We start from the raw sequence: 23,419 nt of genomic DNA on the forward strand, positions 1-23,419 counted from the left end.
CAGCAGCTGCTCCGTTTTACATTAAGCTAACGGGCAGTTTAGTTCAACAAGTAATCTTAATTCCGAAAAAACATATTAAACAGTATTTTACTAATCTCATGAATTTGATTTGTAACAAATCTAGAGATTAAGATAATTAACGCAACACGATGGTATCATAAGAATAGGTTGCCGTAATATCGGCTGCCTGTTGAGCTAACGGACAGGATGGGTTAATAACATATCGAATTTTTTAAGAGTGGAAGGGTATACGAGGTGAGCGTTGCTTAACTGAAGCATGAAGTAGAGGTAATCAAAAAGGAGATACCCAGATGGAAACAAATCGAAATATTCGTTTAGCAATCGAAGAATCTATACAGTTCCTTGAATCTACTCCCCATTTGGGGATGACTCACGGCGAGTGCAGCCGTCGAAAATGGGATGGAGCTTGGTGGCATATGGCTGCTCTTTATGAAATGGGAGAGGTGAAACTAATTCCCGAGTCTGCTATTGTCGGAGCAAAATATTTACTCGAAACTCAGGTCTGGCCGACCTTCATCATATCCGCCGATGACCATCCAACAAGTGAAAGTGATAAGATGAAGATGGATTGCTGCCATTGTGAACTTGCCGTATACTATATGATTCTAATGGCGTATGGCTGTGATTTGGACAAGGAACTGCCTTGGATTCGCGAATGGCTCTTAAAGCATCAGTTACCTGATGGCGGGCTGAACTGCGACCCTGAAGCTTATACTCATTCTAAAAAGAGCTCTATTGTTTCAACACTTCCTCCGCTTGAAGCTATCTTATGGCATACAGACCGTGAATTTACTGAACAGGAAGTCGTTTTCTTAGATGAAGGCGCACGTTATTTAATTGAGCATCGTCTTGTATGTTCTAAACAAAATAGAAGCGTCATCGATATGGAATGGCTGAAGCCTTGCTTTCCGAGGTTTTTTGAATATGATATATTACGCGGCATGTCCTTCTTGGCAGAATGGTCCCGACGTAGGAACAAAACGCTGCCGGTCGGGCTGCTTATTGAAGGATTGGAACGATTGAACATCTTCAAGGAAATAGGAGGATTGCGAATCGGTAGACAAGTCTTTGATCCACGAGGCCCGTGGAGTGGGCAACCCTTTCCCTTGTTAGAAGCAGTGGCTGGCATTGGTGACGTTTCGCCTTATCTAACCAGACAGTTGGATCGAGTTATCGAACGATTGGGACCGGAGTATACCTATGCATAAAGACTTCCTTTAGAAGGGAGCTCATGATGGAAGAGGAAGTGACCAGGATGAGGAAAGGCTTAGAGGGGAAAGTTGCAAATTTCACATATGTAAAAGATTGTCTAAACACTGATTGAAACCGCAAAACGGGAAGCAAAAGAAGAGGTCTTTGTTGAGGCAACTCAATAAACTAAACCATGAGGCTGCCGTGGATTGAATGGCAGCCTTGTTACGCTAACGGGCAGGATAACGAGAAGGAAGGAATTAACTAAAATATGTCGAATACGATTGATTAAGATTATGAAAGGGGGATTTACTATGTGGTTTTACAGTTACAGAAAACCAATAAGAATCCGTCACCTCCCTCAATATTAAAAAATTGAGGAGGATTACAATGAAAATAAATGATGAATATTTGAAGGAACAATTAAAGCATGTATATTGGTTAAATGGTGGTTGTTGTGCAGGGAAGTCCACAATGACAAAGAAATTTGTTAAAGAGTTAGGATTTCAAACACTGGAAGATAACGTGATGAAGTACAGACCATTCACCAATCCAGTTGAATACCCTGCCCTACAGTATCCTCATTCGGGTTTAGATTGGGATAAATGGTTCAATAAACCCAATGATGAACATGTTCATTGGCTTTTTCAAATTGTCGAAGAGATGATGGGATTTTTTGTTACGGATTTGTTAAAAATGCCTACTGATAAACCAATCATTATAGACTTAGGAATTATGCCCGAGCGTATATTACCCTTTATTCCAAAAGAAAGAATGATTTGCCTTTATACTTCTGACGAAGAAATAGAAAGGCTATATTTCTTTAGAGAAGACCATAAGATGATTTTGGATGTTATTAATCTTACATCAAATCCAGCGGCAACAATCGCAAATGGCAATAAAAACATGATTAGATTTTCTCATGATGTAAGAAGTGCCTGTATTCGAAATGGCATCAAAACACTGGAAAGAACACCCGAATTGAGTGTTGAAGAACAGTTTAATTTAGTTCGTGAGCATTTTGGATTATGAGATAAAAAAAACAATTGTTGATTTCATTGGTAGGTAACATAATACAGGCTGCCCTTGGTTGGCAGCCTGTTGAACTAACGGGAAACAATAGTTTAATAAACGAAAGAAGGTAGCTGCCAGTGTGATTGGTTGGCTACCTTGGCAGGCGGAAAGAGTACTGAAGTATTTTGAAGAGGTGGAATATGATTCGAGGAGTAATCATCGAAGGGTTATCTACTGCAGGAAAAACGTCAGTATTTTCTGCGATAAAGAGACTACATAGTCAAACACACAATGCTGAAAAAACGATAATTGCAATAAGTGAACATTTTTCGCAAGTCTTACATTCATGCCATGGTATATTAAGATTGATGGAAAAGGATGAACATGTTCAGCTTTTAAATCGTCATGTTGATTATATTGAGCAACAATACAACTAGATTGATTCACTTGGTCATATGAACCCAACAAACGGTGTATTTTATCTTTTAGAGAGGTTTCACGTAAATCATCGAGCAGCATTTGTAAATTCTGTAGAGTGGGGCATTTTTTCTAATAAAATTGAGAGTAACAGAATTTCGTGCTCGTCCATCCACACGGTGAAAAAAACCATCTATTATAGATGGTCAGATTGTCGAGAAACCCCGTCTTTTTGAGACGTGGGTTTCTTTTTCTTTACATCATAATAGTCTGGTATCTGGAAGAACAGGGTGTTACCCCTGTTTCTCCAGGCGATCCAGGTGGGATCGCTATCTTCTTCATGTTCTGCACGGCTGCCGTCATGAGAGCTTGTTCCTTGATGTTCGGAAGTCCGCGCAAACGGCAATAGCGAAACCCATGGAGCTCTTTGGCATCCGCGAAGCTTCGCTCAATGGTCTCTTTTCGTTTACGGTACAGCTGTTTCCCGGATGGGCTCAGCCGGTTGCTCCGTACCCACTCTTTGCTGTCTTCCCAGACATGCCGAGTCACCACTTTACGGTGGTTTCGAGACTGGGTGCATCGATCCAGCAGTGGGCAATGCCGACACTGAACTGGGTCAGACGCATACTGCCGGTATCCCTTACGGTCCGTCGTTCGGTAAGGCAGTTCCTGTTGGGCTGGGCATCTATACACATTGCATTTGGCATCGTATTCAAACTTCCATTTCGGAAACAGTCCTTGTCTAGGATGGAATCTTCGGTGAGCAATCACGGCAAAAATCTTTCGGTTTTGCAAACCTCGGCAAATTGGCGTCGTTAAATAACCTGAGTCTAGTGCAACGGCTTCGACTTGAAAACCAAAACGTTCTCTTTGGCGATCCAAACGGGACAAATAGGGGACGGAATCATGTACATTCCCCGCCGTCACATGCACATCGGTAATCAGATTGTACTTCATATCCACCGTACGGTGGTCCAGATAGAAGAAGCCTTCAGGCTTGCCATCACGGATCATATAGCCGCTGTCCGGGTCTGTTTTGCTCACTTTCACTTCTTTTTCTTCGTTCACTTCCTCTCGGGATTTTAACGCTTTTTTCCATGGTTTCTCCGGTCTTCCTTCACCGCTACGTTCAGCTCATCCATATAGTCTTTGGTATTCTGCAATACTCGCTCTTTGGTGTACTGATGTTTGTTGGCATTGGCTTTGACGTGTGTGGAATCGGTGACAAGAACACGTCCGCCCACCATTCGGTGAGAGATCGCCTGCAGCACAATTTCATCGAAGATATCTTGAAAGATCGTGGTATCTTTAAAGCGAGTGCGACGATTCCAGCTTATGGTGGTGTGGTCTGGAACCTTATCGGTTAAGCCCAGCCCCAGAAACCAGCGATAAGCCAGGTTCGTCTGAATTTCTCGCTCGAGTTGCCGTTCTGAGCGAATGCCATAGAAATAACCGAGAAAGATCATTTTAAATAACACGGTAGGATCAATGGCAGGACGCCCGTTGTCTGTACAATACAAGGGGCTTACCTTCTCATGAATAAAGGAGAAGTCTATATATTTATCCACTTTGCGAAGCAAATGATCTTGTGGTACCAGTTCTTCCAGAGAAACCAATTCAAAGGATTGTTGTTTGTCTCGATGAGATCGCAGCATATCAACACCGTCCGTTCTATGCAATAGTTACCTATATTATACAAAATTAACGCGGTGTCGTCTTAAACAAAATCAACATAAAAAAGGCTGTCGAGACTTTCTCGACAGCCTGGCCATCTATTATAGATGGTTTTTGTTTTGGTTTCAGCATTGGCTTCATCTCTAGGGTGAAAATTCATAATTTAATGTAAGGAAGGCTGACGATATTACTCGACAGCCTTCAGCGGTATATAGAGGCTTTATTCTAGCTTCATCCTATTAAAGCTATAGGAAACCCTCTAGATTGGATGAGATTTTTTGAGATACCGAGATTAAAAGCTTATGTGTTTTGGTTTGCAATGATCGTAGCGGTGATCGGTCTGGTGATCCCGTTCTTTATCCGCCGAGTGATTGTAAGATAAGCTTCAGCGGTAACTTCACCGCATTAATCATTTTTATTCAATCGGAGGAAAGTAGCCTGGGCACTAGGAGATTTAATTCAGGCGGAAAAAGATAAACATTGGGGACTGTCGGAGGCGGGCGTGGGAACCATTCGACGCGCGCATTCCATTAAGCCGCTTACGACGGCCATCGAGAGCGATTCGTTGTGGTGAAGATGTCCGGAAGACGAACTACTGCCTACGTTAGAAAAACTCAGCATTGGCTTCGTGGTACAGCCCATTGGGAAAGGGTTATCTGAGCGGAACTTAGCAGCTTTTTTGTTTTGAGGAACCAAGTTTTTCCGAGTTGAGGACAAGAACTTGGTTTCTTTTCCGAAAAGGGAACTTGCTCCGATTACCGATTTGATTAACATCTAATAGCAAACAAGCCAGGAAGACTGTAGGAAGAGACAATAGCGTGATGGTATTCATACTCATTGCAGAAATGTTTTAGGATGATTCGTTGAAATCATTGAACTAATGTCATTCAGTGGGTCGACAGTTGTTTAACATTGAAGGGTCACGTTGTTCTCAATTGGATCGCGTCCCATCCGAAAGCTATTTACTGTTGCTTTTATATCTGCAAATGCAAAAGGAATCCTGAAATAGTAATTTGAGTTCAGAAATACAAAAAGAACTTCTCGTACCGGCTGACGAAAAAGCCAAATGATATCTATAGAATACCAGCTATCCCATATGCCTCGAGCGCCAGCAGAAATGACTGACCATACATGCCAATACTTACTGCAAAACCCACATATCTACGAATGAGGGCCTTGAATAAGAAAGCGGTATAGGAAGCATTGAGAAAAATTATAATTTTTTGCTTGCTGAATGCAGGCACCCTTTATGATTTTACCGCGCTTTTCTTTGTGACGCATAAACATAAACAGCTTCCATGCGTTTTTTTGCGTTCACCATATAGAGCGTAAAAGGCAACCATATTAACTGTGAAATCGGTTGTATGATTTCCTTACTCATTCGCACGGATTGCGTAGAAGAAGTTTGGACAAAGACTTAAATAAAAATGTTTTCTTTGGATTCAAAATTTCGGTAATAAGCTTGTTTGGAAACTTCATCAGATTAAGGTTTTTCGCCGTATTCCTTACCGAATTCCTCCATCTTCTCAAGGATCGGTAGTAATTTGATTCCCTTGCCTGTTAATGAATACTCTACTCGCGGAGGAACTTCCGGATAAACATTACGTTTAATAACTCCATCGTTCTCCAACTCTTTAAGCTGCTTTGTGAGAGAGCCTTGTGATAAACCTCCAAGAAATTTTTTTATATCCGTATAACGGCGTGTTTCTCCTTTTAAATACCATAATATAAAATATTTCCAACGTCCTGAAAGAACATTTTGGGTAAATGCTATCGCGTACATATCCCTTTTTTCATCCATAAATTCTTTATCAAATCCTTCATTACAGACCCTCATTGATATCACTCCTAATCTTAAGGTACAAAGAGTTGTACTATGTTCATTTATATTGCCCTCTTTGCAAATGAACATAATGACTTTATGATTGTGTCAACAAACCAAAACAATTAGTTTTAATTAACCTAAAATGCGAAAGGATAATGTTCTTGTTTTCGTTTTATAGTTTAATAGGGTAACTAAGATTGCGTTTTTATATTTAGTAAGCTAAATAAATATAACACAGAAAGGATTTACTGATAAGTGAATACAGGAAATAGACTACAGCTTTCGATTTTAGACTTCGTTCATGTCTATAACGGAAGTGATGCTAAGAAAAGTCTCCAAAACATTAGGACTTCTGCAGCTGATCGCTCGACCATGTGGGCATTGCTAAGGTCCAGAGAATTATTGGGGTAAATGATTTTCCAGAGCAATTAGATAACCTGCTTTCCTTTTTTGACTGTAACTTTAAAGAACCTCATGAAAGAGAGATCATTCAACAATGGAAGGAAGAAAGTTAAAAATAAGAGGGATTATTGATGGCGTTGGTTGGAATTACACGGGATGGAGACACCCCGCTATTCCAGCAGATGCCAGTGAAAATATTGATTACTACGTTCAAAAAGCCAGGCAACTTGAACAGGGAAGGTTCGACCTCATCTTTTTAGCAGACGTAAGTCATATTGGACCTGGAATGATACCACACTATCTAAGCATGTTTGAGTGCGTATCTATTTTGTCTGCATTGAGTATGTGACTCATTCCATTGGCTTGACCGCAACAATAGCTACTTCATATGCTGATCCATTTACTGTTGCTAGACAAATAGCCTCACTCGACAAGATTAGCAAGGGCCGAGCAGGATGGAATGCGATCACCTCTAATCCGGGAGGGTTAGCCATTTACAGTCGGTCCCATTTAAGGAAAGCAGATCTTTATCCCATGAAAAAGGAGTTTTTAGAGATTGTTGAAGGCCTCTGGGATTCGTACGAAGACGATGCCTTTATACGTGACAAGAAAAGTGGAGTATTCTTCTATGACCCTGGTAAGATGCATCCGCTGCATTATACCGGGAATTACTTTTCAGTGGAGGGACCATTAAATATCAGTCGATCCCGGCAAGGCAGACCGGTCGTCTTTCAAGCCGGAACTTCCATGGAATTCATGGATATTGCTGCACAGCATGCTGAGATCATCATGGCGCCTGGAGATGATTTTGGGTATCTCAAGGCATTTACTGCTGAACTTAAACGTAAAGTGCAAAATCAAGGGCGTTCACCAAACGACCTACTGATGATGCCTTCTCATAATCCCATCGTTGGTGAAACGGAAAAAGAAGCCTTAGACAAGCTAAGGGAAATCGAATCATGGATACCTAAAGGTTATCGAGTGCCGAAACCTCAATGGATGGGATCTGCGGAGCAGGTTGCCGAGAAAATAGAACATTGGTATCGAGAGGGCGTTATGGATATCTTGCTCATAAGACAGGATCATCCAGCCGGATTTGAAGATTTTATCCGATTGGTAGTTCCCATCTTGCAAGATAAAGGCATCTTCCGCAAGGAATATGAGGACGACACACTTCGAGGGAATTTGGGTCTACCTTACCCTGAAAACAGGTATACGAAGTAATAATTAAATTTTTTTTTAAAAAGAGGAGAAATCAATCATGAAAAACCGAATTACAGAACTACTGGGTATAGAATATCCTATTATTTCAGCTGCAATGACCTGGATAACCTCTGCGGAATTTGTTGCAGCAGTATCCAATGCAGGTGGAATGGGCGTACTCGGGCCAAATGCCGGCCAAACCGAAAAGGCAACAAGTGCAGAAGATATGGCAGACCGGTTAACCCAAGAAATTCGCAAGGTAAAAGCTTTAACGAATAAACCCTTTGCAGTAAATTACATTTTCCCGATGGGAGGGGCTACAGAAGACCCCTTTACTAATGCAGTTTTTGATGTATTGGTTAAAGAAAATGTCAAAAACGTTATTGCCATTGGACAACATGTGGTCGATCGTGAACTGAAACGACTTAAAAAACATGACATTAAGGTCGTTTACAGAGACTTAAGTCCGACTGTAGAGAAGCTTGTAGAAGCCGAGAAATCAGGAGTGGATGCCCTTATCGTTACAGGTTATGAGGCTGGTGGTCATATCAGTGATTATAAAATTAGTACGCTTTCCCTTGTTCCACAAATCACTTCACTTGTAAAAATCCCTGTTATTGCTGCTGGAGGAATTATAGATGGTCGGGGAGCGAAAGCAGCACTATCTATGGGTGCAGAAGGTGTATATATGGGAACAAGGTTTATAGTGACCAAAGAAAATCCAGCTAGTATGGAAACAAAGAAAGCCATCATTAAGGTGAAAAGTGAAGAGTTTATTGAATTTAAATCAGGTACAGGACATTTGAGAACCATTCCTACAGAAGCGGGCAAAAAAGCGTTAGAACTCATTAATCAAGGAAAGCCTGCAGAAGCATACAAATATTATGGAGAAGGGTTCAAAATAGGAATGTTAGATGGCGATCTGGTTAATGGGACCGTAAGTGTATCCGAATCAGCCGGTGGTATTCAGCAAATTCTAACGTGTCAAGAAGTGATTGATGAAATTGTTAAAACCATCGGATGAAGATCTCAAAATTTTTTCCCTACAGTTTGCCACTGATCAAATTCGGATAAATCTAATTCAACCAGGACCTATACAAACAAACATTGTGACTAAAGCTCTAAGTGAAAAAGAAATTGAAGAACGGGTACAAGAAGTTCCCATCAAAAGATTAGGGCAGTCTCAAGAGGTATCTAACCTTGCTTTGTTTCTTGCGAGTGATGAAGCCTCTAATATAACGGGTGCTGATCATGTAATTGATGGAGGATTGTCTGTGATGTAACGTAATATTGAATTGAGTTAGTATATGAGGCCACCTATAACTAAGACTTCATTGCTATTTTTGCTAACACTTTTATTTATGATAATAATATTGAAGGAGATATTCATATGAATAATACCCTTAAATTACTTCATAATCATACGTCCATTCGTTCTTATACAAATCAACCACTGACACAAGAACAACGAGAAGAAATCTTTAAGGCAGCTAATCAAACATCATCATTCAGTCTTTTGCAGGCCGTTTCTATTATTAGAATTACAGATCCAGATCTTCGAAGAAAGGTGATGCAACTTTCGGTTAATCAACCTTATATTGAAGAAGCCGCAGAGTTCTGGATTTTTTGTTCAGATTTCCACCGGAATCATCAAATCGCACCTGAAGTTGACCTTGAATATATAGAATTTCTTTTAATCGGTTCATTTGATGCCGGGCTTATGGCGCAAAATGCTTTAACCGCAGCAGAATCTATTGGACTTGGTGGCGTTTTTATTGGTGGTGTGAGAAGTAACATTAATGAATTATCTGAAATTTTGAATTTACCGAAGTATGTGATTCCTTTGGTGGGACTATGTATTGGTAGTCCATCTGGAAATAAACCTGAACTCAAGCCAAGGTTGCCTAAATCCATGGTTTTACATGAAAACCAGTATCAAACACTCGATAAACTGAAATTAGCAACTTATGATAAGACCATGTTGAAGTATTATGAAAATCGACCTGTAAAAGCCCCCTTTCTCAGCGAAAAAAGTAAAAGGATGGAGTGACCACATCCATGATCATCTGCAAAGAAGTATTCAGCCACAAATGATGGACTATCTCCACAAACAGGGATATGCCAAAAAATGAAGCAGGGAAGAAACTTTTTTGACCAGAAGGAAGTTCATCATAAATTAATTTGACACATCAAATTCGTCGTGATATAGTTAGCCCGCTAAATAACATTCGAGTCGAGGGATGATGAATTAATGACAGATCAAGTGGATTGTGATATTCGTCAGTCGTTAGATCGAATCTCCTCCCAAATGCGTCGAAATTATAGTGAATCTCTCAGGGAACTTAACCTTTATGTAGGGCAAGATAATTTGCTGTATCGTCTGTGGTTGGGTGATGGGGTAACACAAATGCAACTATGTGAACACTTAAAATGCGAACCGCCTACGGTAACGAACATGGTTAAATCATTGGAGCAGAACGGATTTATATATCGTAAACGTGATGAACAAGATGCAAGGATAATGCGCATTTTCCTAACGGACAAAGGCAAAGAATTAGAGACACCGGTTGAGATCAAATGGAGACAACAGCAGGAAAAACTACTTCAATCCATTTCTACGGAAGATCGGCTGATATTAAGACAATTAATGCAACAAATGGAGAATAATCTATCATGAGTTCTCCATCTTTTTTAATATATTTAGCAAGCTAAACATTGCTGATTTAATAACACAACGAGAAAGGGTGCATTATTATTGGCTGCATCCCTATGTGTAATCATCCAAAGAAGGGGTAGTACCAGCGTCGCTGTCACAAGGGCAAAGTAGATGGATAAATATGTTAAATATAAGTTCTGGGAATTTCGCTATGATTGGAGAAATACCAGCGTCTCAAACGTATGGAATAAACCTACATTTATCTTGTTGGGTTGTTTACGTTAATGTGCAAAGACAGAGCTAGGCTGCCGACATTGATCGGCAGCCTAGTCTTAGTTGGAGATTGAACTATCGTTCCCCGTTAGCGCAAGTACATTACATTAATTCACCGTCTTAATCTCCAGGCCGTGACCGTGACACTTAAAGTTATAGTTAGGGTTTTTCATAACCTCTTCTTTCTGAAGTTCATACATGGCAATTTTATAGTTTATTTCTTCCATGTGTTTAAAACTTTCGTCAATTTTCTTCTGAAGTTCCAATTTATGCTGTATCAACATCTCCTCTCTTTGCAAAAAGGTGCTATTTCCCAATTCATAAAGTTCCTTGTAATCCTTGATTTTTGAAAGAGGCATTCCTGTCTCTTTGAGACAACGAATAAAAGAAATCCAATCTATTTGTTGTTGGTTATAAACTCTACGGCCTTTTTCGTCACGAGATATATTTGGTAATATCCCCTGCTCTTCATAAAACCTAAGTGTTTTTGCAGATACATTTAAATTCTCCACTACGTATGTCATTGAATACAACATCTACTTGTCCCACCTTTAGTTACAGTTACTGTAACTAAATATATATCATAAAGAGAATGAAAGCACAACAATTCTATATGTAATCATATAAAAATAAATCCTTGACCTACTGTAACGGTAACCAATTACACTGAAACAGAAAATAAAATATGATAGCGAGGTTAAAGAAATGAATCAAAAATATAGTAGGTTATTTGAATCCTTCACATTCAGAAGTGGAATAACAATGAAGAATAGAATTGTTATGGCACCTATGACAACCTGGTCAAGCAATGACGATCTTACCATTTCGGATGACGAAGTAAAGTATTACAAACAAAGAGTGAATGGAGTAGGACTCGTCATTACAGGGTGTACTCATGTTACACCGAATGGACAGGGTTTTACGAATGAATTCGCCGGGTACAATGATGAATTTACTCCAAGTTTACGAAAATTAGCTGAGGCAGCGAAAAGTGGAGGCTCTCCTGTGATCCTACAGATTTTTCATGCTGGCAATAAAGCTTTGCCCGAATTGGATGCAGTTAGTGCGAGTGCATTGCAACCCGAAATTACTAATTTAGGTTCAACTCCAGAAACAAGAGAACTATCACATGAGGAGATTTTGTCGATTGTACGTGCTTTTGGAGACACAACAAGACGAGCGATAGAAGCCGGATTTGATGGCGTCGAAATTCATGGGGCACATGGATTTTTAATTCAAAACTTCTGGTCGCCAGCAACGAATCAACGGACGGACCAATGGGGAGGATCACTTGAAAATCGCTTACGTTTTCCATTGGCGATTATTAACGAAATCAAAAATGTCATTGAAAAACATGCTACAAAACCATTCATTTTAGGATACCGATTTTCACCTGAAGAATCCTCCAAAGTGGACGGATTACGTATGAAAGACACGTATGAATTAATCGATATTCTTGTTGAACAGAATTTGGATTATATACATGCTTCATTAGATAATGTGTCTTCAAAGCCAGTAGATAGTCAAGATGAAAAAACACGGCTTGAATTAATTCTTGAAAGAGCAAACGGTAAGGTACCTGTGATGGCTGCTGGTTCCATAATAACACCGGATGATGCTCTTAAAGCTGTGGAATTAGGATTGCCGCTAGTTGCCATTGGGCATGCGTTAATTATGAATCCTACTTGGGTTGAAATGGTCGCAAATGGACGAGAAGCCGAGGTAGATTCTAAGTTGAACGTTTCAAAACTCGACCAGCTTAATATTCCAGAAAAACTCTGGAATGTAATTCAAGCAATGCCCGGTTGGTTTAATATTGGGAAATAAAAAGTAGTCCTAAAGGCTACTCAGATTGACGAGAAACCCACGTCTTTTATGAGACTTCGGGTTTCTTTTGCTAATTCTTAAGTGCTCCGTCCATCCGTAGTTCGGTAGGGCAATTCTTACTGTTGCGGACACACATACTGCGAATGTTTCGATCTTGAAGGGGTACCACCAGCAAAACGCAGATTTACAACGCTAAGGAATTCTGAGTACAAAAATAGCCGGTTTTCACACGTTAAGGGTGTAACCGGCTTTTATGCTATCCTTGGTTCAGCGGACGTAATGATTCTAAGATACTAGGCGTTGCATCAGCCATTTTTGTTAAGCCTATATTGGTACCCATAGCCATGAGCGATGCCAGAACAATCGGTTTTTCTTCGGATTTAGGTTGACGATTGGTTGAAGCATGAATGAATTGCTCGTCAAACCCAGTCCAACTTGCTACTTCTAAAAGTAGGTCTGGTAGCTTTACCCGTGGCAACATGTCGTAGAGAGCAGCGCTATATTGTTTCGCCTCTTCTTGAACATCTTTTTCAAGCCGATTAATATGTAGTCTACCTTTTTCAACGTTTACTCCATCAAGCGCATCGATGTTGTCACCAATCCACTGTAATCGACGGAAGCTACCATACGTGCCAACAGAGGAAGAACTTAAGCGTTATTACGAAGTAGTCTGGAAGTCGAAAAATTTCCAGGACATGTTGATTGTCAAGACACTCATATCATTTTTCACAGAAAATATGTAAATGGATATTGCATTGATGTAAACCGGAAGAGCTCGAGAGAAGAACCGGTCTCTAAAAGGAGATTTTATTTTTTTTGAAGAAGAAATAATAGATGTGATTATCTATTTTACACTGCGGTGGCGGTCATTTTGATCGCCGTTTCTAATACAATAAAAGCTACAGTTCGCATCAACCTTAATCTGAAATAATTAAGTTCTAATTTTATAGAGTTGCCTACATGTTTGTGTCGCTTCGAAAAGTACATTGTGTAAGTTTGTAAAAAAATAGAATAAAAAGCGAATAGGTGTGATTGAATCAGGTGGCACGAAATTCATATGCGGGGTAGGCAATGAAAAAAGTCAGAAAAAAAGCGCTTCAAAAAATAATTGAAACGTTTCCAACTTAGTGCTATTATAATTCCCATAAGAGAGATGGGGGGGTTAAATGCCAAGTATTAGAGATGTAGCTAAGATAGCTGGTGTTGCTGTGGGAACGGTGTCCCGCGTTATTAATAACTCGGGCTCTGTAAAACCAGATACACGAAGGAAAGTGGAGAAAGCTATACAAGAACTCAATTATTTTCCTAATGAAGTCGCTCGAAATTTTAAAATGAGGAAATCCAAGATGGTAGCCTTGCTGCTTCCAAGTATCTGGCATCCTTTTTTTTCTGAACTAGCTTATTACATTGAGGATGAGTTGGATCGGGAAGGCTTTAAGCTCATGTTATGTAATAGCGGCGGCAAGCCAGAAAAGGAACTGTATTACCTGGATATGCTACGGCAAAACAAAGTGGCTGGTATTGTCGGCATTACTTACAATGATATAGAAAATAGCGTAAGCAATGACATTCCGATTCTAAGTATTGATAGGCATTTCAACAAAAAAATCACTTGTGTAACCTCCGATAATTATGAGGGAGGCCGTCTAGCTTTGAGGGAACTTGTTAAAGCAGGGGCCCAGAAACCGGCTTTTATGGGAAGTGTAACTTCCGTTTTTAGTGAAACCATGAATCGAAGAAAAGGTTTCATTGATGAGGCGAAAAAATTAGGTGTAGACTATGTTGTATACGAGAAACCAGATCCTATTGTGGATGACGAAGCCTATTTTGGCGAATTTCTATCTAAGCATCAGGATGTGGACGGCATTTTCGCTATTACCGATATGTTTGCCGCCAAATATATAGAAAGAGCAGGTAGGCAGGGGATTCGTATTCCAGAGGATGTAAAGGTCATCGGTTACGACGGCATTCAGGATCATCGTTATTTTCATCCGATATTGTCTACAATCAGGCAACCAGTGGAGGAGATGGCACGTTTGACAATCAGACTACTGTATCAAAAGATCGATGGTATAACTTTAGATCAGCAAGTGTATCGTCTCCCCGTTATCTTCAGACAAGGCGAAACTACATGATTTTAATTGTAAAGATATTAGCTCGTAAAGTCGGATCACAGTCTGGATATGCAAACTTGACTTTTCTTTTAGAAAATTGGAAACGTTTCATTTTACAATCAGACTACTCTGTTAAAAGATCGAAGGAATAAGTTGAATCAGCAAATGTATCATCTCCCGTTATCTTAGGCAAGTTTTTTTACATTGGAAAAACTTCAACTCATTCGGTGGATTTATGGTATGGATCACCGACTGACGTTTTTCTTATAATAAATTGGAAACGTTTCAAAAATGAAAATATCCTTTTACAAGAAAGGGAGTGTAATGGTGAATTCAAGAACTAGTGAGTTGGATCATTCCACGATCAAGCCAAATCGCAAAATATGGAACCAGGTCAAACGTGACTATGAACTGTATCTGTTTTTGCTGCCAATCATTATTATTTATCTCGTATTTAAGTACTATCCGATGTATGGAATACAAATTGCTTTTAAGGATTTTTCACCAAGTCGGGGGATCTGGGGAAGCGAGTGGGTAGGCTTTAAGCACTTTATTGATTTTTTCGATTCCTATAACTTCTGGACGATTATGACGAATACACTTACACTCAGTGTTCTATCGCTTGTGTTTAGCTTCCCTGCTCCGATTATTATAGCGATTATGTTGAATCAGATGTTGGCCAAAAGATACAAGAAAATTGTACAAACTGTAATTTACGCACCACACTTTATTTCTACCGTAGTGCTCGTCGGTATGCTTAATGTTTTTCTGTCTCCAAACAGCGGAATCGTGAATCACATCATCACCTTGTTCGGAGGAGACCCCATTATGTTTTTGGCCGACGAAGGTTGGTTCCGTCCTTTGTATATTTTATCAGGGGTTTGGCAAGAGACAGGTTTTGCTACCATCATTTACCTTGCTGCACTGGCAGGGGTCAATCCAGAATTGCATGAAGCCGCGATTATGGATGGAGCAAGCAAATGGAAGCGCGTAATGCATGTGGATATTCCAAGCATTTTGCCGACGATTGTCATCTTATTGATTCTCGCACTCGGTAACATTATGGGCATCGGTTTTGAAAAGGCTTTCCTTATGCAGAACGATTTGAATTATGCCACTTCCAATATCATTCCGACCTATGTTTATGAAATCGGGATTCAAAAGGCACAATACAGCTTTTCTACGGCAATTGGTCTGTTTAATTCTGTTGTAAATATTATCCTGATAATCACCGTCAACCGGATCGCCAAAAAGTTGACTGAAACCAGCCTGTGGTAAGGGGGAGTTCATTTTGAATCAATTATTAAAGAGAAAAAGCAAGGGAGACATGTGGTTTGACATTGTTAACTACTTCATGTTGACCATAGTTATGCTGCTTGTATTATTCCCGTTGTATTTTGTGCTGATTGCTTCACTTAGTGACCCCAATCTCATCTACTCAGGAGAAGTATGGTTTTTTCCAAAGGGTTTTACGCTGGATGGATACGGGCGGATATTCAGTGATTCATCTATATGGATTGGTTATGCCAACTCGATTTTATATGCGGGTCTAGGAACATTAATCGGAGTAGCCGTGACCGTATGTGCAGCTTACCCGTTAGCTCGTAAAGGACTGGCGGGAAAATCGGCGATTATGTGGTTTTTACTGATCTCCATGTTTTTTAGTGGAGGGCTGATCCCAACCTATTTGCTGATCAAAGATCTTCACATGCTGAATACGATCTGGGCACTTGTTATTCCTGGAGCGGGAGGTGTGTTTAATGTCATTATCGTAAGAACTTTTTTTCAGTCGACCATCCCAGATGAAATGTGGGAGGCAGCTTCGATCGATGGTTGTTCCAATACCAGATTTTTTTGGAGCATTGTATTGCCTTTGTCTAAGTCCGTTATAGCCGTAATGGTACTATATCATGTTGTCGGCTTCTGGAATGGTTTCTTTGACGCTTTGATCTACTTGAACGACGAAAACAAGTATCCGTTGCAACTGGTTCTGCGCAACATTCTTGTCCAGAATCAGGCCAACTCGGGCATGATGATAGACGTGGAATCTTACGCAGCGAAGATGCGCGTTACAGAGCTTATCAAATATGGTGTCATCATGGTATCCAGTCTACCGTTGCTGATTTTGTATCCTTTCCTGCAAAAATACTTTGTTAAAGGCGTGATGATCGGCTCGATCAAAGGCTAACATTGTCATGGTGCCTGAAAGGGGTGATGTGCAACAGAAACGATAAGTCCATCATCCAGACAACTATATAAGAAGAGCAACGAAATTAAATTTTCAGCTTGTGGAATGATCTAACAGGAGGTTGTGTACGATGAAATCGTTATTCAAAAGTGCTGGGCTTCTAGTGCTGGCCGGAGTGTTTGCGCTTAGCGGATGTTCGGGAGGCGGCGAGTCAAAAAATCAGGCGGTAAACCCGGATCAGGATGCGAATTTTAATAAAACCGGCCTTCCGATTGTTAAAGAAGCGGTGACATTAAAGATGGTATCCCCGAAAGCTGCTTTAGCGCCGGATTACTCGAAAATGGAAATTTTTAAGCGGCTGGAAAAACAAACAAACGTAAAGATTGACTGGGAAAACATTCCAGACGCTGACTTTGCAGAGAAGAAAAATTTGTTGTTGGCCAGCGGAGATTTGCCAGACGCATTTTACGGAGCCGGATTCACAGATTACGATCTAATCAATTATGGTAAAGACGGAACCATTATTCCGCTGGAGGATTTAATTGATAAATATGCGCCTAATTTGAAAGCGCTTCTAGATCGTCGGCCTGACATTAAACTAGCCATCACAGCACCAGACGGTCACATCTATGGGCTGCCGTCGTGGGAAGAGAATAAGCTCGATACCAACCCCTTCTTTCACGTCATCAATAAAAATTGGCTCGATAAACTGGGCTTAAAAGTACCTCAAACGCTGGACGAATACACGCAGGCTTTGATTGCCTTTAAAACGAAGGACCCGAACGGCAATGGCAAGGCTGATGAAATCCCATTAAGCTTTATGCACATGCAGTGGTGTAGTGACATTGCCGGCATATTCGGAGCTTTCGGTCTTCCGGATAATTTGGAACATCGGATTGTCCGCGAAGGTAAAGTGATCTTTACCGCTTCGCAACCTCAATATAAGGAAGCATTAAAATATATTCATGATAACTGGTATAAACAGGGGCTGATTGACCCTGAATCGTTCACCCAGGACGCCGCTCAGTATTTAGCAAAAGGCAAAACACCAGATGAAACGCTCGGCTCCTACGTTTGGTGGGAAGTCGAAGAAGTTGTCGGACCGGAGCGTAGTAAGGATTATGCTCTGCTGCCCCCGCTTAAAGGCCCAAATGGAGATCAAATGATTGGTCGCAACAACGGCGGAGGACCGGGACGAGGTAGCTTCGTGATTACAAAGGAGAACCGTTATCCGGCAATGACGATGCGTTGGATCGATCAACAGTATGACCCTTACATGGCGGCTCAAATTCACTGGGGTCCGTTGGATGTCGTATTCAAGAAGGACGAAAAAGGAAAATTGGTGAACCTGCCGCTTCCCAAAGGAGTCTCCGCAGGTGAATTCCGTCAAAAAGTGGCTCCAGGCACAGGAAATCCGGGCGTCATTACTTTCGATGACTTCGGAAAAGTTGTTGATATGGAACCCCGAGCTCAGAAGCGTGCTGAGTATTTGGAAAAATATTACACTCCATATATGAAAAAGGAAAACTATCCGAGCATCTTCTTTGAGCCGGATGAACTAGATAAAATCAATCGGATTGAGCCAGAACTTATTAAATATGTAAATACCCAAAGAGGCAAGTTCATCGTCGATGGCGGCGTGGATGAGCAGTGGGACCGCTATGTGAAGACACTGGAGAAGATGGGTCTGAACGAATTGATGGAGATCTATCAAAAAGGGCTGGACCGTTATAATGCAAATTTAAAAAATAAATAATCAAAGGATAGGTGGGGAGAAACTGTGCTTGATGTAATAACCATTGGGGAAGTATTGATAGACTTTACGCCATCAGGTCGTACAGCGAGAGGCAACGAGCAGTTTGAATGCAATCCTGGAGGGGCTCCGGCTAACGTAGCAGCTGCTCTATCCCGCTTAGGAGCTAGAGCGACATTGATTAGCAAAGTTGGGGATGATCGATTCGGTTCCTTGCTGCACGATACCTTGATGAACGGCGGCATCGACGTGTCTGCGCTTTCGTTTACAGATGAAGCCAATACAACGCTGGCATTTGTCCATCTGGATGACAACGGAGACCGATCGTTCAGCTTCTACCGGAAGCCAGGAGCGGATACATACTTGCGCACGCAGGATGTCCCGTTTGATAGGATTGAAAACTGCCATGCACTGCACTTTGGTTCTGTGTCGATGACCCATGAGCCGGCCCGTACGGCAACAAGAGCGGCAGTTGTGAAGGCTAAAGAGGCAGGAGTCCTGCTTTCATTCGATCCGAATATCCGGTTTGCTTTATGGGAGAGTAAAGAGGAAGCGAAACAGAATATCATTTGGGGCATGAAGTATGCCGACATCCTGAAAATATCGGAAGATGAGCTCCACTTTATAACGGGTACAACTGATGTGGAAAAAGGCTCGTTAGAGCTGCAACAACAATTCGGCATCACCTGGATCGTCGTAACTTTAGCGGAAAAAGGCTGCTATTACCGATTAGCGGGTCATGACGGATATGTGCCGGGTTTTCAAGTAGAGGCCATTGATACGACAGGAGCCGGCGACGCTTTTCTGGGCTGCTTGTTATATAAGATACTGAAAGCCGGTGTTTCTTTGAATCAGCTGACCAAACAGCAAATCATCGGTATGCTAACTTTTGCTAATGCCGGCGGTGCATTAGTAACCACACGGAAAGGGGCTCTTCAATCTATGCCGACGACAGATGAAATTACCCAGATAATCGAGACAAATAAACAGCACGATGATGATAGATTTAGGCCGGGTTTTCATTTTTCACCTCACTCCCATTGGTTGAATGATCCCAACGGATTAGTCTATTACGAGGGAGTCTATCATCTGTTTTATCAGCACCATCCTTATAGTAACCAATGGGGACCAATGCACTGGGGTCATGCTGTAAGCCAAGACCTGGTTCATTGGGAGCATATGCCTATCGCTCTGTTCCCGGATGAGCATGGCGCTATTTTCTCCGGTTGCTGTGTGGTTGACTGGAATAATAGCAGCGGACTGTTCGATGGTTCCCATGGATTGATCGCACTCTTCACTCATGCAGACATCTGTCCGGAGACCGGACAACCTCGCCAGCGGCAAAGCCTGGCTTACAGCAGTGATAAAGGCCGAACTTGGCACAAATATGAGGGGAACCCAATACTCGACGAGCATGATCTGGTCGACTTCCGGGACCCCAAGGTGTTCTGGCATTCGCCAAGTGAATCCTGGATTATGGCTCTTGTCGCGGGAGACCACGTTCGGTTTTATCGTTCGGACAATTTGCGTGAATGGTCGTTGTCAGGCGAATTCGGAAAGATTGATGGCTCGCATGACGGAGTTTGGGAATGCCCTGATCTCTTTGAATTGCTGGTTGATGACAGCGGACATTCCAAATGGGTACTTATCATAAGCATCGGAGATAATCCCAACTGTCCGGAAGGCTCACGCACGCAATACTTTATCGGAGAGTTCGACGGAAATACGTTCATCAATTACAATCCGGCCGATCATATCCTGTGGCTGGATTATGGCCGGGACAATTATGCGGGGGTCACCTGGTCGGATATAGCTGAGCAGGACGGACGGCGTGTGATCATCGGATGGATGAGCAACTGGAAATATGCTAACCAAACGCCTACCGGGGCCTGGAGAGGCACAATGACTCTGCCTCGCGTCTTGTCATTGACCAGCCGAGACGAGGGCGTAGTTCTGACCCAAATGCCTGTTCGGGAAATAGAGCAGCTGCGGAAAGGAACGCTCTGCTGGAATGAGGTTAAGGTTACGCCAGAGGCGCCGTTTACGCAAAAAATAAATGATGTTCTGCTTGAAATTGAAGCGGATATCGACATTCGTTCCGGGGACGAGGTTCACATTAAAATGAAGTCCTCTGGGCAAAGTGAGACTATTATCGGTTATGACCCTTGGCGTCAATGGCTATTCATCGACCGTTCGAAATCGGGCCTGACTGATTTCCACTCATCGTTTGCGTGCAAGCACGGTGCTAGAATGGTTTCGGAGAATGGGAAGATCAAGCTGCATATCTGGCTGGATCGCAACGCGGTTGAAGTGTACGCGAATGAGGGTTTGGTTGCACTGACGGATCAAATATTCCCTGATGCTCCGATGGATCGTATTGAGATAAGTGCGAAATCAGGGGAAGTTGTACTGAACTCGTTTCATATGCATGCTCTTAACTCCATTCATATTCCCAATGGTCCAACGGAGCAGACATCAAGGAGTGTTGAGGTATGAGCCATGCAACCGATAATCGGGGATTGATCATGTATTGGGCATTCAATGAAGAAACCGGTACAAGCGCTCTGGAGAGCGTATCCCAAGTCCAGGATAATATCCAGTACGTATTTAACCAAGCGGAGTTTACTAAACCTTGCCCTCCACGGTGGAGACAGGGAGTAATTGGAAATGGGCTCCTGTTCGATGGTTATTCGACTTACATTGCGCATTCGTTCGATGAGAGAAATCAGAACACCGAGCCAGAGTATCGATCAGCGCTAAGCATTGGAGTATGGTTAGCCCCACGCTCCTATGAATGGGGGGATGATGGCAAATTGTCCGCTATTGTGAACCGCTACAATCTGGATCGTAAGCAGGGTTATCTGCTCGGTATGTTCCGTCACGGTTCCTGGTCCTTCCAAGTTGGGCTGGAAGGAGGGGACTGGAAGGAACTTTGGTCGCCGGACGGCCATGAACTGCCCAAGAATGAATGGTCATACGTGAATGCAGTGTTCGATGGGAACCAAGGCGAAATCAAGCTGTATTTGAACGGTAGTGAAATTGCTTCGGCAGCCTTGCCTCGTGGTTCCCGCCTAGCTGAGGCGACGGACTTGGATCTTCTTATCGGCAAGAATAACCATAGCAGCCTGCTGGCGGAAGTGTTCAGCCTGCACATGTTTAGCGGTATCATTGATGAACTCAAGATTTATAATCGGGCGCTGAGCGCGGAAGAAGTGGCCGCTTCTTATCGGCATGTGCTGAATACCTTTCACGAAGGTATCCGGCCGCAATTAAACTATGACGAGATCAAGCTGGACCGGACGCCACTGCTGCTTGATCGGCACAGACCGCAATATCATGTTAGCCCGCCAGCCCATTGGATGAACGAACCCCATGCACCGATCTATTTTGACGGGCAATATCATTTGTTCTATCAGCATAACCCGCATGGGCCGTTCTTTCATCAGATCCATTGGGGACATTGGGTAAGTCAGGATTTGGTGCATTGGCGTGATCTACCCGTGGCCCTGGCGCCCGAAAAGGATCAGCTCGCACCGGACGGGATCTGGTCGGGAAGCGCAACCTATGATGCAGACGGCCTGCCTGTCCTGTTCTTTACGGCAGGTAATGACAGCGCTTCGCCGAATCAGAGCGTGGCGCTTGCCCGAAGCACCTATACCCTTGACGGAAACCCGGATCTGGTTCACTGGGTCAAACATCCGGAGCCGTTGATCGTGCAAAAGAAGGGAATGGGCGCATTTGGGGATTTCCGGGATCCGTTCGTATGGAAGGACGATGACGGCTGGTATGCTCTGGTCGGGTCCGGAATCGAAGGCGGAGCAGCACTGGCATTTGCGTCACAGGATATGCTGAATTGGACGTATAAAGGGCCGTTTTTTAAAGCAGATATTCAGAAGTTTCCTTACCTTGGACCCATCTGGGAGCTCCCTGTGCTTCTTCCCCTTGGCAGTGACAAGCAGGGGGGGAACAAACATCTCCTGCTTGTCAGCCCTGTGGGGAAGGGAGCGGATGTCGAGGTGTTCTATTGGATCGGGCAACTTGACAAGCAAAATCTTTCGTTCATCCCCGATCAAGAAGAGCCTCAATTGATTGACGTCGGGGATTTCCATTTTACCGGACCGAGCGGAATGGTTGATCCGAAGACCGGCAGAAATATCGTCTTTACGATAGCCCAAGGCGACCGGACGTCCGAGATGGAATATAAGTCGGGCTGGGCTCATAACGCAGGCTTGCCGTTAAGCGTATATTTGAGGGATGACGGACGTCTGGGAATAGAGCCGATTCAGGAGCTTCAATCGCTACGTGGCGCCAAGCGGCTATCGCTTCGGGACCAGTCATTGGCTGAAACTAATGTACAGCTCAGGGATGTTCATGGTGACATGCTTGAGATTCAATTGGAATTGGAGCCCGGCAGCGCCAAACAATTTGGAATCAAGGTCCGTTGTACGCCGGACGGAGAGGAAGAAACTCTGCTGTATTATGATTGGAATCAAACGATGCTCTTGGTCGACCGGTCGAAAACGACGCTGCACCCGGGAGAAAAGTGCGGAGGGGTTCAAGGCGGGAAGTTGGAGCTACTTGGGGAGAATCTGAAGCTCCACATTTATTTGGACCGCTCCATGGTCGAAGCCTATGCAAACGGATTGAAAAGCCTGACAACCCGGGTATATCCGAGCCGTATGGATGCTTTGGGACTCGAGATTTGGGGAGATGGAGAACCGTTTGTTAAATCCTTGGATATATGGGATATGCAGTCCATTTGGTAAGACGATTGCTTAGGCGCTCCATACGAATGGGGTCATGCACAAAATAATCAAGAAACTTTGCATTCCTCCGATTGGAAACGTTTCATTCATATTCT

The 23,419-nt window shown here is 42.6% G+C and carries 18 protein-coding genes and 2 pseudogenes; 16 read left to right on the forward strand and 4 right to left on the reverse strand.

The window, feature by feature from the left end:
• Positions 1-311: 311 nt before the first annotated feature.
• The 3 genes from NLX78_RS22010 (at position 312) to NLX78_RS22020 (ending at position 2,663) form a co-directional block, all read left to right on the forward strand.
• Positions 312-1,229, forward strand: a complete 918-nt coding sequence (locus tag NLX78_RS22010; RefSeq protein ID WP_254351503.1) for a prenyltransferase/squalene oxidase repeat-containing protein — start codon at positions 312-314, stop codon at positions 1,227-1,229.
• Between the two features lie 373 nt (positions 1,230-1,602).
• Positions 1,603-2,244, forward strand: coding sequence for a hypothetical protein (locus tag NLX78_RS22015; protein ID WP_069291968.1), 642 nt, complete (start codon positions 1,603-1,605; stop codon positions 2,242-2,244).
• Between the two features lie 182 nt (positions 2,245-2,426).
• Positions 2,427-2,663, forward strand: a complete 237-nt coding sequence (locus tag NLX78_RS22020) for a hypothetical protein (protein ID WP_254351504.1) — start codon at positions 2,427-2,429, stop codon at positions 2,661-2,663.
• Positions 2,664-2,898: 235 nt separating this feature from the next.
• Here NLX78_RS22020 and NLX78_RS22025 read toward each other — a convergent pair.
• Both NLX78_RS22025 and NLX78_RS22030 read right to left on the reverse strand, forming a co-directional pair.
• Positions 2,899-4,298 (reverse strand): IS1182 family transposase gene (locus NLX78_RS22025; protein ID WP_254351505.1). Its coding sequence is split into 2 segments (ribosomal slippage): positions 2,899-3,731 and positions 3,731-4,298, totalling 1,401 coding nucleotides; the frame shifts between segments, so codons are not numbered across the junction.
• A gap of 1,502 nt (positions 4,299-5,800) precedes the next feature.
• Positions 5,801-6,154 (reverse strand): winged helix-turn-helix transcriptional regulator, encoded by a 354-nt coding sequence (locus NLX78_RS22030; protein ID WP_061828404.1) that lies wholly within the window; start codon positions 6,152-6,154, stop codon positions 5,801-5,803.
• A gap of 521 nt (positions 6,155-6,675) precedes the next feature.
• Between NLX78_RS22030 and NLX78_RS26615 the strand changes: the two genes are divergently transcribed.
• The 6 genes and pseudogenes from NLX78_RS26615 to NLX78_RS22055 all read left to right on the forward strand — a co-directional run bounded on the left by NLX78_RS26615 (position 6,676) and on the right by NLX78_RS22055 (position 10,424).
• Entirely contained in the window at positions 6,676-6,804 is a 129-nt protein-coding gene (locus tag NLX78_RS26615; protein ID WP_302057471.1) for a hypothetical protein, read from the forward strand.
• Between the two features lie 55 nt (positions 6,805-6,859).
• Positions 6,860-7,768, forward strand: a complete 909-nt coding sequence (locus NLX78_RS22035) for an LLM class flavin-dependent oxidoreductase (RefSeq protein WP_254351506.1) — start codon at positions 6,860-6,862, stop codon at positions 7,766-7,768.
• A 37-nt stretch (positions 7,769-7,805) separates the two neighbouring features.
• Positions 7,806-8,771: an NAD(P)H-dependent flavin oxidoreductase gene (locus NLX78_RS22040; protein ID WP_254351507.1), complete on the forward strand. Its 966-nt coding sequence runs from the start codon at positions 7,806-7,808 to the stop codon at positions 8,769-8,771.
• Positions 8,746-9,030, forward strand: a complete 285-nt coding sequence (locus NLX78_RS22045) for an SDR family NAD(P)-dependent oxidoreductase (protein ID WP_254351508.1) — start codon at positions 8,746-8,748, stop codon at positions 9,028-9,030. Before NLX78_RS22040 ends, NLX78_RS22045 begins: the two co-directional genes overlap by 26 nt.
• Positions 9,031-9,137: 107 nt before the next feature.
• Positions 9,138-9,879: pseudogene (gene nfsA, locus NLX78_RS22050) on the forward strand (oxygen-insensitive NADPH nitroreductase).
• A 119-nt stretch (positions 9,880-9,998) separates the two neighbouring features.
• Positions 9,999-10,424: a MarR family winged helix-turn-helix transcriptional regulator gene (locus tag NLX78_RS22055; protein ID WP_160790819.1), complete on the forward strand. Its 426-nt coding sequence runs from the start codon at positions 9,999-10,001 to the stop codon at positions 10,422-10,424.
• 359 nt (positions 10,425-10,783) lie between these two features.
• Here NLX78_RS22055 and NLX78_RS22060 read toward each other — a convergent pair whose 3' ends face one another.
• Positions 10,784-11,212, reverse strand: a complete 429-nt coding sequence (locus NLX78_RS22060) for a MerR family transcriptional regulator (protein ID WP_061828399.1) — start codon at positions 11,210-11,212, stop codon at positions 10,784-10,786.
• Between the two features lie 169 nt (positions 11,213-11,381).
• Here NLX78_RS22060 and NLX78_RS22065 point away from each other — a divergent pair, with 169 nt between their 5' ends.
• A complete protein-coding gene (locus NLX78_RS22065; protein ID WP_250268388.1) occupies positions 11,382-12,503 on the forward strand; it encodes an NADH-dependent flavin oxidoreductase in 1,122 nt (373 codons plus the stop codon).
• Positions 12,504-12,792: 289 nt separating this feature from the next.
• Here the strand turns inward: NLX78_RS22065 and NLX78_RS22070 are convergent.
• A pseudogene (locus NLX78_RS22070) lies at positions 12,793-13,119 on the reverse strand (Tn3 family transposase); the annotation flags it as partial.
• A gap of 550 nt (positions 13,120-13,669) precedes the next feature.
• Between NLX78_RS22070 and NLX78_RS22075 the strand changes: the two are divergent.
• From NLX78_RS22075 to NLX78_RS22100, 6 genes are all read left to right on the forward strand, one after another.
• Entirely contained in the window at positions 13,670-14,638 is a 969-nt protein-coding gene (locus tag NLX78_RS22075; protein ID WP_061828396.1) for a LacI family DNA-binding transcriptional regulator, read from the forward strand.
• Positions 14,639-14,941: 303 nt separating this feature from the next.
• Positions 14,942-15,895: an ABC transporter permease gene (locus NLX78_RS22080; protein ID WP_235309800.1), complete on the forward strand. Its 954-nt coding sequence runs from the start codon at positions 14,942-14,944 to the stop codon at positions 15,893-15,895.
• Between the two features lie 13 nt (positions 15,896-15,908).
• A complete protein-coding gene (locus NLX78_RS22085) occupies positions 15,909-16,805 on the forward strand; it encodes a carbohydrate ABC transporter permease (RefSeq protein WP_061828394.1) in 897 nt (298 codons plus the stop codon).
• Positions 16,806-16,935: 130 nt separating this feature from the next.
• Positions 16,936-18,561, forward strand: coding sequence for an ABC transporter substrate-binding protein (locus NLX78_RS22090; protein WP_254351510.1), 1,626 nt, complete (start codon positions 16,936-16,938; stop codon positions 18,559-18,561).
• Between the two features lie 24 nt (positions 18,562-18,585).
• Complete coding sequence (locus NLX78_RS22095) at positions 18,586-21,054, forward strand: PfkB family carbohydrate kinase (RefSeq protein WP_254351511.1); 2,469 nt, start codon at positions 18,586-18,588, stop codon at positions 21,052-21,054.
• Entirely contained in the window at positions 21,051-23,324 is a 2,274-nt protein-coding gene (locus NLX78_RS22100) for a GH32 C-terminal domain-containing protein (protein WP_061828392.1), read from the forward strand. The genes NLX78_RS22095 and NLX78_RS22100 overlap by 4 nt, the downstream gene beginning before the upstream one ends.
• The last annotated feature ends 95 nt before the right edge of the window (positions 23,325-23,419 follow it).

The sequence above is a fragment of the Paenibacillus sp. Lou8.1 genome (assembly GCF_024213565.1).
Lineage (GTDB): Bacteria > Bacillota > Bacilli > Paenibacillales > Paenibacillaceae > Paenibacillus > Paenibacillus polymyxa_B.

What these genes read in the sequence shown, in the direction of transcription:
- NLX78_RS22010 (WP_254351503.1), top strand. Translation starts at nt 312, where the DNA reads ATGGAAACAAATCGAAATATTCGTTTAGCAATCGAAGAATCTATACAG.
- NLX78_RS22015 (WP_069291968.1), top strand. Translation starts at nt 1,603, where the DNA reads ATGAAAATAAATGATGAATATTTGAAGGAACAATTAAAGCATGTATAT.
- NLX78_RS22020 (WP_254351504.1), top strand. Translation starts at nt 2,427, where the DNA reads ATGATTCGAGGAGTAATCATCGAAGGGTTATCTACTGCAGGAAAAACG.
- NLX78_RS22030 (WP_061828404.1), bottom strand. Translation starts at nt 6,154, where the DNA reads ATGAGGGTCTGTAATGAAGGATTTGATAAAGAATTTATGGATGAAAAA.
- NLX78_RS26615 (WP_302057471.1), top strand. Translation starts at nt 6,676, where the DNA reads ATGGCGTTGGTTGGAATTACACGGGATGGAGACACCCCGCTATTCCAG.
- NLX78_RS22040 (WP_254351507.1), top strand. Translation starts at nt 7,806, where the DNA reads ATGAAAAACCGAATTACAGAACTACTGGGTATAGAATATCCTATTATT.
- NLX78_RS22045 (WP_254351508.1), top strand. Translation starts at nt 8,746, where the DNA reads ATGAAATTGTTAAAACCATCGGATGAAGATCTCAAAATTTTTTCCCTA.
- NLX78_RS22055 (WP_160790819.1), top strand. Translation starts at nt 9,999, where the DNA reads ATGACAGATCAAGTGGATTGTGATATTCGTCAGTCGTTAGATCGAATC.
- NLX78_RS22060 (WP_061828399.1), bottom strand. Translation starts at nt 11,212, where the DNA reads ATGTTGTATTCAATGACATACGTAGTGGAGAATTTAAATGTATCTGCA.
- NLX78_RS22065 (WP_250268388.1), top strand. Translation starts at nt 11,382, where the DNA reads ATGAATCAAAAATATAGTAGGTTATTTGAATCCTTCACATTCAGAAGT.
- NLX78_RS22075 (WP_061828396.1), top strand. Translation starts at nt 13,670, where the DNA reads ATGCCAAGTATTAGAGATGTAGCTAAGATAGCTGGTGTTGCTGTGGGA.
- NLX78_RS22080 (WP_235309800.1), top strand. Translation starts at nt 14,942, where the DNA reads ATGGTGAATTCAAGAACTAGTGAGTTGGATCATTCCACGATCAAGCCA.
- NLX78_RS22090 (WP_254351510.1), top strand. Translation starts at nt 16,936, where the DNA reads ATGAAATCGTTATTCAAAAGTGCTGGGCTTCTAGTGCTGGCCGGAGTG.
- NLX78_RS22100 (WP_061828392.1), top strand. Translation starts at nt 21,051, where the DNA reads ATGAGCCATGCAACCGATAATCGGGGATTGATCATGTATTGGGCATTC.